The following is a 9,932-nucleotide window of genomic DNA, read 5'->3' on the forward strand; positions in this document are numbered from 1 at the left end:
CGCCCTGCCCGCCCTGGGGCCACCCCGCTTTACTGCGGCCGTTGAACGGCCACGGCAGCACGCGCCTGGGCGTGGAGCTTGGCCAGGAACTCCCGGTCCAGCAACAGCCACAGCATCACCGGGGCCAGTGCGGTAAAGATGAACAGGTTGAAGTGGTACAGAAATGCCACCACGTCGGCCACCCACCCGGGCAGTCCCGTCTGCACAAACACCTCAGGCCCCGCCCGGTTGAAGACATCGTTGCACCACTGCAGGGCCACGTTGAGTGCCTGGATCGGCAGCATGGCCAAGGAGCCTATGAGCAGCTTGCGTCCCCAGTGACGGGGAAACGATGCCAGCACCAGCGCCCAGAAGATCACGATGCCGTAGCCCAGCAAGCGGTAGTCCACCAAAGGCGCAAGCTTGCCCGACTTGAACTGGCCGTTTTGCACGGAGACCACCTTGAGCGTGGTGTTCAACAACGCCGTGGTCTCTTTCTGGGTGTAGCTCAGTGCCCAATGGAACAGAGTGGAAGCCGCCTCGCCCGCCATGAAGAACACGGGCTTGGACAGTTGTGGCGACAGGTAGTACCACAGCGGCATCAGGCACAGCAGGCTGGCGATGGCAACCAGCAGGAAACGTCCGACCGAACTAAGCTGCATTGGCGAGGGGGGGGTGAGGGGGTGAGGGAGGTTGCTGGCGGGCGATCCAGCGAATCCAGAGCATCCACACCACCAGCACATCCAGCATGATGAGCGCCTGCCAGAGGTACAGGTGGGCAAACTCGAACACGGTCATGTTCCACTTGCCCAGGTAGTACAGGCTGATGATGCGCAGCAGGTTGACGACCTGCACCGCCGCAATGCCGATGGCGATGCCGGCGAGCTTGTGTTTCCAGCTGGAAGGAAACGCGATCATGCCGGCGATAAGGATGATGGCAGCCTCCACGCCGTTGCAGCCCGCCTCGATGGACACCGCAAAACCCGTGGCCTTGCTCATCAGGATGCGGCCATGGTGCGCCACATCCGAGTCCAGCGGGGTCATCAGCGCTGCGCTGGCGGTGGCGAGCAGGCTGGTCCAGGGCTCGATGGCGACCCGTTGCACCTCATCGAGCATGTCGATGCGAAAGAGGACCGCCAAGACGGCGATGAAAATCAAGAAAAATCGGACCATACGTCGATGAGAAGAACCTGGTGAAGCGCGCACCAACACGCCAGGAATGCGCCAGGCGGCGAGGCCGTGAGAACGTGGGCCTGTGGTTCACACAGGCGCCGCAAAGAATATCAGAAGCTACCCATAACCCACAAAGCCCAAATGGCACTCGCAAGCGGCCCCGAGAACCTGTTCAAAGGTTCGGGGCGGCGTACACCAGCACCTTGAGGGCGCGCTCGGGGTCCACATCCGCAAACACAGCCGGGTTGGCCACCCGTTCGACAAAGTGCAGTTCAGGCGCCAGCTCTTGCATCTGCTCTTGCAGGAAGCCCACGCCCAGCTCGGGCGCGTTCAGACACAGCAGCGCATGGCCGCCGGGTGCCAGCAGATCGGGCAGACGGCGCATCAGCCGTGCGTAGTCCTTGGTGGCCACGAAGCTGCCCTTTTGGTAGCTGGGCGGGTCCACGATGACCAGGCCATACGGCCCGCTGCGGGTGATCTTGCCCCAGCTGCTGAAAATGTCATGCGGCAAAAACGCCGCGCCCGTGGTGATGCCGTTGAGCTGGTGGTTTTGCTGCCCGACGCCGATGGCGCCATGGCTCATGTCCACGTTGACCACGTGCCTGGCGCCCGCCTGCAGCGCCACCACCGAGAAGGCGCAGGTATAGGCGAACAGGTTGAGCACCTTCAGGCCATAGCGGTCGGTGCTGCGGGCGGCCGCAAAAGAGCGCACCCAGCGGCGGCCCTCGGCCATGTCCAGGAACAGGCCGTGGTTTTGCCCCCGCAGCACATGCACGCGATAGCGCGCGCCAGCCTCCGTCACGATGTGCGGGTCGGGCACGGCGCCGGCCATCAGCCGTGTTTCGCTACGCCCCTCCATGCGCAGGGCCTCGCCCCGGTGCTGAAAGACCCAGCTGAGCGGCTCGCCAGCCGGTGCGATCTGCGCACACCGCGCCTCCAATGCGGCGCCGATGGCGGCCAGGTCTTCGTCCGTGGCGGGTGCGAAACTGGTCAGTACGAACACCGGCGGATAGGCGTCCAGCGACCACTGCTCAGAACCCGGATGCAGTCCGCCCCGCCCGTGAAAGACGCGTTGGGCCTCAACGGGCAGGGGCATGGCGGCGATGGCGTCGAGCAAAGCTTGCATGGAGGGACGGGGGCGGGTTGGAAAAACGAGACTATGAGAAAAAATGGCCGCTGGCGCTTGAGGGATAAGCGCTGTTAGCTACTGAAATAATAGCACCTTCTATGATCGTTCCTGCAAGGACCAAGGCGCCGTGCCGATCCGCGCCACCATCGCCTCGCCAGGAGCATGCAGGCCACTCTCAAGGTGCGCCGTTGCCCTGCAACGACCTGGATCCTGCGTGGAAAACCGAGGTCAGAAATGCAATTACAGTCGCTGCCGGGCCATCGGTGCGGCTTGACCATCATCACAAAGGAATTCCATGTTTTCCATTCTCGGAACCATCGTTGTCGGCTTCATCGTCGGATTGCTCGCGCGCGCCTTGAAGCCGGGCAATGACAAATTGGGCTTGATCATGACCACCGTTCTCGGCATTGCCGGGTCGCTGTTGGCGCGCTATGTGGGCGTGGCCATGGGCTGGTACGGGCCCAACGCGTCCGTCGGCTGGATCACATCGATCATCGGCGCCATCGTGCTGCTGGTGATCTACGGGCTGGTCAAGAAGAAGGCCTGATGCGCGGCGGTGCATTGCCCAGCGGCACACCGCGATAGGCATCGCAGGCTTTAACGCCTGCGCCGCCCGCATGTCCTCATCCCGCCGCCTCCTGCAGCATCAACGCCACATGCTGCAGCAGCATCACCGTCTTGCCGTCTTCGATCACGCCGCTGCCAATGCCCGCTAGGGCTTCGGCCAGTGGCATCTCGATCACTTCGATGTCCTCGCCCTCGTGGGCGAGGCCACCTCCGGTGCGGATGCGGTCCTGCGGTTCGTATTCGGCGATAAAGAAGTGAAGCTTTTCGGTGACCGAGCCGGGGCTCATGTAGGCCTCGAACACCTTGCGTGGCTGGCGCACGCGGTAGCCGGTTTCTTCCTCGGCTTCGCGGCGGATGCAGGTTTCGGGGTCATCCCCGTCGAGCAGGCCGGCGCAGGTTTCGATCAACATGCCGTCGGCACTGCCGTTGAGGAACGCCGGCAGCCGGAACTGGCGTGTGAGCACCACCGTACGACGTCGCGAGTCATAGAGCAGCAAGGCCGCGCCGTTGCCTCGGTCATAGGCCTCGCGGCTCAGCGTCTGCCACTGGCCGTCGCGGCGGCGCAGGTCAAAGGTCACCTTGCGCAGCGTGTACCAATGGTCAGACAGCACCTCCACCGACTGCAGCTTGACCTGCTCGGTACTGGCTGGCACCGGTGCGGGCACGGGGCGGCTCACAGGCTTGGCTCCGTTGCGGGAATGGCTTTGGCAGCGCAGGCGTGCTGCCGCAGCGGCCATTCATTCACGGGGTGCACCACGGGGTCGCCGTCGGTGCCCGAGAGGTAGGGGCCGGCAGTAGGCACCAGGAGCGGAGGGTTGGGGTCGATAGGGGTGGACATGGTCTTGCAAATTTTGAATCGTGCAATATCATGCACAAACATGCAAATACACGCAACCGTGTTTTAGAACCTGTTCAAAATCTTTTCGGGGATCGCATTGGAGTGCAATCGGGATGAGTGGATGCTTCGGATGCGCCGCATGGGCTCATGCCCATGCAAGCAGCCGGGGCGTCCAATCGCCCGATTTCACTCCAACCCTGCGGGCAAGTGCCTTGCCGGGCGGTCTGCGGCGTTGCGGCGCTTGCCAATAGCCGAGCTATTGGCGGCCCACCGCGCCTTGCATCCCATCCCGGCAAGGTACTTGTGCGACCCCGAAAAGATCTTGAACAGGTTCTTAGATCCACGCTTGCCTTGTTCTCACGCCCATGCTCACCACCCAACGCAAACAACTCATCCTGGAGCGCCTGCGGCAAGACGGCCAGATCGTGGCCAAGGCACTCAGCGAGGAACTCGGGATCTCGGAAGACACCGTGCGTCGCGACCTGCGCGAGCTGGCGGCCGAGGGCCAGCTGCAGCGCGTGCATGGCGGCGCCCTGCCCGCATCAAAGGCCGTGGGCAACCTGCAGGTGCGCGAGCACCTTGCCACTGAAGACAAGCGCGCACTGGGTCGTGCCGGCGCGGCTCTGGTGCAGTCCGGCCAGGTGGTGATCCTCGACGGCGGCACCACCTCGCTGCAGGTGGTGCAACACCTTCCGCTGGACCTGCGCGCCACCGTGGTCACCCACAGCCCCAGCGTGGCTGTGGCGCTGGCGGACCACCTGCAGGTAGAGGTGCTGATGCTGGGCGGCCGCCTGTTCCGCCATTCGATGGTGAACGTGGGCGCCAGCGTGACCGAAGCCGCCATGAGGCTGCGCGCAGACCTGTACCTGATGGGCGTGACGGGTGTGCATGCCGACGCCGGGTTGACTACCGGGGATTTTGAAGAGGCCGCCGTCAAGCGCACGTTGCACGCGCGCGCTGCAGAAACCGTGGTGCTGGCCTCCATCGACAAACTCGGAGCCGCCTCCCCTTTCGGCATTGCGGCGCTCAAGGAGCTGGCCACACTGGTAGTGCCAGCCGCCACGCCCGCCAAGCTTGTCGCCAGCCTGCGAGTGGCGGGGGCCAAGGTCGTCAGCGTCCGGCCGTGATGGCCGTCTGCTTCCCCGACAGCAGCAGCCAACAGCATGGCCATGCCGAACTCGAAGGATTCCCCAAATTCGTGGCCAACGGTCGGATGCGCAGCTTCAGGTTGGTGATCAGCAGAATGCCTGAAAACCTCGTGTGTTCATGCCACGCACACGATCCATGCAAGCTTTGGACTGTTCGACGCGACCCTCTGTCGCTAGCCTTCGGTTCTTCCCAACACCGGCTGACAAGCGCGGAGCAGCGCCCACCAAGCCGACTACCAGGAGAACCTCATGGACATCAAAGTCAATCAACCGCTCGGTCCGGATCAGACGCAGCAGCAGCCTCGCAAGGTCCCGATGCGCTTTCGCACACGCACAGCGCTTGCGGGTGGACGTAGGCCAGGGGTGGCTTTTTTCGGTAGCGCCGAGCACTGGTCGGTCGTGGATGGGCTCAGGCTCACGCTGGCGGATGGCAGCTCACACGATGCCGCTCATCTCGAATTCACACTGGAAAACGGCTGCCGACTGAGTTTCGGCCAGATCGTCGCGCTGGCTGGCGATTTTTATGCCCTTCCGCACAAGCCCATCTCCGATCAGGCGGACAAGCCCGCTGCGTTTCGCGAAACCTTCGCCACGCTCGACAAGGCAAACCCGCAGGAGGTCAAAAAGATTTTGGGAATCATGGAGGAAGAGTTTCAGGCCATCGCCAACGCGATCGCGAAGGGCGAAGACCCCCACGAAGCTTACGCACGCAACAGCGACCACTGGGACCTGCAATACAACGTCGCCACCGGAGGGTCGGACAAAAAAGTCTATCCCTATGACACCAGTTTGTGGGGCCGCTACATGTGGATTGCCAGCTTCAACTGGGACCATTTCGGTGCCCACGCCCAAGATGTCTGCCGCGCAGGTCTTCAAGTAGCAATGGAGACCGCCGCTTCAGCCAGTACCCAGCAGGGGCTGCATCGCAGCAACGGACTGTTGAAGGCGTATGCGTACCTGGCATTCGCCAGCCACTATTTGACCGACGGTTTCGCCAGCGGACATCTGCGCACGCCGCGGCGTCACCTGCACGACTTCCAGAGCTCTCAGACCCACTCGATCGACTTTGCGCCGGATGCATGCGCCAAGGCGATGCATGACGAGGACGGTTTCAACGGTTTGTGGGTAAGCAATGCGGCTGGCGACCACTGGATCACCTACGGCGATGGGCGCTACTTTGACACCGTGAATGCGGCCAACCGCAATGTGATGCGCGCGGCCCTTCGCGCGGCTATCGCCGATGTATATCGCGCGTTCACCGACGGCAAGGCCGTGGCCGCTCCCACTTACCTGCGACTTCTTCCCAAGCTCCCGCTCGACCCCCAGGCTACCGACAATTTTTCACCACTGTTTGTCGCAAAACCGGGTGAAGCCTTGGCTCGGGTCCGTGTCCCAACCGCAAACTCCAATTCGCGCGAATGGATGCGCGCGGGAATACTAGGCGTCGCGCCTTGGTGGGTACTGGCGGCAGAACTCAATGGTGCGCTGCGCCCCCCAAAAATTGGCGTACCACCCGGCAAAGGCCAGGCCACAGGCCCAAACACCGGTTCTGGCAGCGCCACAAACTGGATAGTGCAAGCCCGTCTGCTGGAGCGTCAGGGCAAACCGCTGACCACGCAGTCTTCACCTGCCATCGCCGAGTTCAAGGGTGAACGGTGGGTGTGCGTCAAACAAGGAAACCAGTTTTTGATCGGGCGCCACCGCACGCAGTGGACCGACTTTCAACTGCTGAAGGTGTCCGGCGACCCGGTGCAGACATCCACCCCTGCGACACTGGTTGTTCATGGCGACGTGCTGCATTGCTTCTATGCCGACTTCGAGGGCTGTCTACAGTGGCTGCAATGGAACGGCGACCGTTGGATGAAACATGGCACCGTGCAAGTCAACGGCAGTGCCGCCAAAACCGATCGCGCCCCTTGTGCGGTTTCACTGCCCAACGCACGCCACCTCGTGCTGTTCTTCAAGGGATATCGGTCCAGTGACCTCTACTACGCATGGCGCTTTGAAAAGGAAACCAAGTGGTTGGGAAACACACCGGTTCAGACGGGCCAGGGCTACGCAGCAATGACAGATGAACAGCCTTGCGCTGCCTGCACGCGCGAGGGTGCTTTCGTGTACTTCCGCGCCCACGGCGGACGCAGTGTGTACTCCATCTGGGTCAGCGACAACGACCCCGCTAGAAACTTCTACTTCTACGGCAACGAGCCCATCCGCCTGATCGACAAAAGCGTCGCGTGGACGTCAGCAGCCGTAGCGGCTGCCGCACAGCCCACTGACAGCCAGGTGTTGCTGGTCGTGCCGCACGATGACAACGCACTTCGCAGCATCACCCAGCAGACCCTTGGCGACACAACACAACGCCAGTACCTTCCTGGTGATGTGGATGCAGCTGACGGCGAGCAGCTTTTAAGCAACATCACCCCTGCCCTGGCCCTGATTGATGGACGCTACTGGATGTTGAGCGTGGAGCCAGAGGCGCATCAAGTGATGTTGAGCTTCGGGCAACCTTAGCCCTGACGCAGCGCGGCACCCAGCGACCATGAAAACTGAGCGCCTTCTCCATGGCCGCCGTGGTGCCAAGGCAAGGCAGCGTCAAAAGTGTCCTCTTGCAAAATGCGCAGCAGCTTGACCTGCATGGGCTGTGGTGCTCAGTCCGCCGCCCCGCTGGGCCGCTTGCCCGGCGGGCGCACCGGCGGCGCATGCTTTGCCATCAGCGTTGCCACCCAGTCGATAAACACCCGCGCCTTGGCGCTCACGTGGCGATTGGGTGGGTAGGCCACGTACATCGGCATGGGGTCGAGCGCCCAGTCTTCCAGCAGGGGCACCAGTTCGCCGCTGCCCAGGTGCGGGCGGGCCATGTAGTGCGGCAGCCAAAGAACGCCCATGCCGGCCAGCCCGGCCGCGAGGTAGGCGTTGCCGTCGTCCACAGCCAATACATAGCGGCCCTGCACCTGAATTTCCTCGGCGCCACGCCGCATCGCGTACGGAAACGTCTTGCCCGTGCGCGACCACAAAAAGCCCACCACGCGGTGGTGCGAATTCTCCAGCTCGTGCGGGTGTACAGGGCTGCCTGCACGACTCAGGTAGCTGGGCGCCGCGTACACGCCCAGCTGCAGGTCGCCCACACGCCGCGCAATCAACGACTGATCCTGAATCTCGCCCCCGCGCACCACGCAATCGACGTTGTCGCCGATCAGATCCACCATGCGGTCGCTGACGCCCATGTCGAGCTGGATGTCGGGGTACTGGGCATGAAACTCCGGCAGGGCCGGCACCAGGATCAGCCGGGCCAGCGGACTGGGCACATCCACCCGCAAGCGGCCCCGGGGCGCGGCGGACGCGCTCGACAGGCTGGTCTCGGCATCGTCCATGTCGGCCAAGAGGCGCACGGCGCGCTCGTAGTACACGGCCCCATCGGCCGTGACCTGCACCCGCCGTGTCGTGCGGTGCAGCAGCTTGACGCGCAGCCGCGCTTCCAGTTGCTGCACCAGCTGCGTCACCGTGGTCTTGCTCACGTGCATGGTGTCGGCCGCCTTGGTGAAGCTGCCCGATTCGACCACCCGCACAAACGCCTGCATTGCATCGAACCGGTCCATGGCGCTCCTGCCTCGTCAAAGATTGTTTGGAGTTTACAAACAGTGATGGACAGGCTTGCCCGTTTATCTGCCGGGGGCACGCCGATAAATTCCTTTCAACAACAACCCAAGGCCCCTGCGGCCTACCGAAAGGAAAACACTCCCATGGCATCGACGCACACATCCCCTCGCGACGTGGTCTTTCCACCCGGGCGCCAGGCGCTCTACGAAAAGAACCGCTACTCGCCCGCCATCCGCTCCAACGGTTTCCTCTTCGTCTCGGGCCAGGTGGGCAGCCGTCCCGATGGCTCGCCGGAGCCCGACTACCAGGCCCAGGTGCGGCTGGCGTTCGACAACCTCAACGCGATCCTGCAGGCCGCTGGCTGCACGTTTGGCGACGTTATCGATGTGACGGTGTTCATGGTGGACCCAGAAAAGCACTTCGAGGCAGCCTGGGAAGTGGTGGGCGAATACTGGGGCAGTGCGCCGCACCCCACGCTCACGGGCATTGGCGTGACGTGGCTGTATGGGTTTCAGTTCGAGATCAAAGTGATTGCGAAGCTGCCGGAAGGGGCAGCGCGCTGAAATGGCGCGGCTCGCGGGTTGCCTCCAAAACGACCATCGACGCTGTCGTCACTTGGCAGGCGCCCGCGTGCTAGGCATGCCGTGGAACCAGGCGCGCAGGCGCCAACTGCTGGCCAGCCGCGTCGATACCACCGTGGCCGTAGTCAACCTGATGCGGTGCCTGCACAGGGTACCGCGCGTGCTGGTCAGCGCGTCGGCCGTGGGCTTCTAGGGGTGATCTCGCTTTCCGTGCAGAAAACCCGGTTAAGAGCTACGGGTTAACCCGCAATTTTTTATTGTCTGGAATTATCAGTAGCGAATACGTAGACTGCAGCAGGCTTGCGACCACGCCAGCCACGGGAGGACCAGCTTGTCTAGCTACTACCTACGTTTCGTTGGCGCCGATACCCTGCCAAAATCGCTATCTAAGCGGGAAGTCGAAGAGTGCTTTGGGCTGAGCATTGAAGACATCCAGGAGCTGCGCCCGCCCCGGTTCAGAGGGACTGCACGCCTTGGCGCTGCAGTCCAACTGGTCATGCTGCGCGCCACCGGGCGGCACCCCGATGCCTTTTCAGGCCTCCCCTCCGTTTTGCTGCGGTACCTGACCTCAGCGCTTGGTATGCATGCGACGGATATCGCTTCGGTGACCTCGCTGTACAAGGACAAGGACACGCGATACGAGCACCAGCTCTGGGCTCGGGAACGTGTCGGCTTCGCGGTAGTAGACGACGACACCACAAAACCGCTCCTGGCAGATGCCCTGGCGGAGCTTTCCGCCTCAGCGGTATCGGTCGATGACCTTATCCAACAGTCAGAACACTGGCTTTTTGATCGTAAGCGACCAGCCGTACCACCTTGAACAGTCCCGCGACATCTCGCAAGATCGTGTGCACGTAAACCATCGTGGACACCATGCTCAAAGATTCAGAGACACCGAGATATGCGACGCGGCGTACCCA

12 protein-coding genes are annotated in these 9,932 nt (G+C 62.8%); 6 read left to right on the plus strand and 6 right to left on the minus strand.

Annotated elements, in window-relative coordinates; genetic code table 11:
- Positions 1-29: 29 nt before the first annotated feature.
- From NFX52_RS17975 to NFX52_RS17985, 3 genes are all read right to left on the minus strand, one after another.
- Positions 30-641 carry an exosortase H-associated membrane protein gene (locus NFX52_RS17975; RefSeq protein ID WP_055394618.1) on the minus strand — a complete coding sequence of 204 codons (612 nt, stop codon included), beginning with the start codon at positions 639-641 and terminating at the stop codon, positions 30-32.
- Positions 631-1,152 (minus strand): exosortase H, encoded by a 522-nt coding sequence (gene xrtH, locus NFX52_RS17980; RefSeq protein WP_055394620.1) that lies wholly within the window; start codon positions 1,150-1,152, stop codon positions 631-633. Before xrtH ends, NFX52_RS17975 begins: the two co-directional genes overlap by 11 nt.
- 172 nt (positions 1,153-1,324) lie before the next feature.
- The gene (locus NFX52_RS17985; RefSeq protein ID WP_055394622.1) at positions 1,325-2,278 is read right to left on the minus strand and encodes a class I SAM-dependent methyltransferase; all 954 of its coding nucleotides are present in this window, start codon (positions 2,276-2,278) and stop codon (positions 1,325-1,327) included.
- A gap of 298 nt (positions 2,279-2,576) precedes the next feature.
- On the opposite strand from NFX52_RS17985, the gene NFX52_RS17990 reads away from it, so the two are divergent.
- Positions 2,577-2,828, plus strand: coding sequence for a GlsB/YeaQ/YmgE family stress response membrane protein (locus tag NFX52_RS17990; protein WP_252635763.1), 252 nt, complete (start codon positions 2,577-2,579; stop codon positions 2,826-2,828).
- Positions 2,829-2,904: 76 nt separating this feature from the next.
- Here NFX52_RS17990 and nudK read toward each other — a convergent pair whose 3' ends face one another.
- Positions 2,905-3,501 carry a GDP-mannose pyrophosphatase NudK gene (gene nudK / locus NFX52_RS17995; RefSeq protein WP_055394641.1) on the minus strand — a complete coding sequence of 199 codons (597 nt, stop codon included), beginning with the start codon at positions 3,499-3,501 and terminating at the stop codon, positions 2,905-2,907.
- A gap of 20 nt (positions 3,502-3,521) precedes the next feature.
- Positions 3,522-3,686: a hypothetical protein gene (locus tag NFX52_RS18000; RefSeq protein WP_162239742.1), complete on the minus strand. Its 165-nt coding sequence runs from the start codon at positions 3,684-3,686 to the stop codon at positions 3,522-3,524.
- Positions 3,687-4,051: 365 nt separating this feature from the next.
- On the opposite strand from NFX52_RS18000, the gene NFX52_RS18005 reads away from it, so the two are divergent.
- Positions 4,052-4,813 carry a DeoR/GlpR family DNA-binding transcription regulator gene (locus NFX52_RS18005; RefSeq protein WP_055394629.1) on the plus strand — a complete coding sequence of 254 codons (762 nt, stop codon included), beginning with the start codon at positions 4,052-4,054 and terminating at the stop codon, positions 4,811-4,813.
- A gap of 270 nt (positions 4,814-5,083) precedes the next feature.
- Entirely contained in the window at positions 5,084-7,345 is a 2,262-nt protein-coding gene (locus NFX52_RS18010; protein WP_055394631.1) for a hypothetical protein, read from the plus strand.
- Positions 7,346-7,482: 137 nt separating this feature from the next.
- Here NFX52_RS18010 and NFX52_RS18015 read toward each other — a convergent pair whose 3' ends face one another.
- Positions 7,483-8,430 carry a LysR family transcriptional regulator gene (locus tag NFX52_RS18015; RefSeq protein WP_055394633.1) on the minus strand — a complete coding sequence of 316 codons (948 nt, stop codon included), beginning with the start codon at positions 8,428-8,430 and terminating at the stop codon, positions 7,483-7,485.
- Positions 8,431-8,574: 144 nt separating this feature from the next.
- Here NFX52_RS18015 and NFX52_RS18020 point away from each other — a divergent pair, with 144 nt between their 5' ends.
- From NFX52_RS18020 to NFX52_RS18025, 3 genes are all read left to right on the plus strand, one after another.
- A complete protein-coding gene (locus NFX52_RS18020; RefSeq protein WP_055394635.1) occupies positions 8,575-8,994 on the plus strand; it encodes a RidA family protein in 420 nt (139 codons plus the stop codon).
- A gap of 76 nt (positions 8,995-9,070) precedes the next feature.
- Entirely contained in the window at positions 9,071-9,205 is a 135-nt protein-coding gene (locus NFX52_RS30875) for a hypothetical protein (RefSeq protein ID WP_255354183.1), read from the plus strand.
- Positions 9,206-9,343: 138 nt separating this feature from the next.
- A complete protein-coding gene (locus NFX52_RS18025) occupies positions 9,344-9,832 on the plus strand; it encodes a DUF4158 domain-containing protein (protein WP_055394637.1) in 489 nt (162 codons plus the stop codon).
- Positions 9,833-9,932 lie beyond the last annotated feature (100 nt).

It is taken from the genome of Acidovorax facilis (assembly GCF_023913775.1).
In the GTDB taxonomy this organism is placed as follows: Bacteria; Pseudomonadota; Gammaproteobacteria; order Burkholderiales; family Burkholderiaceae_C; genus Acidovorax; species Acidovorax facilis.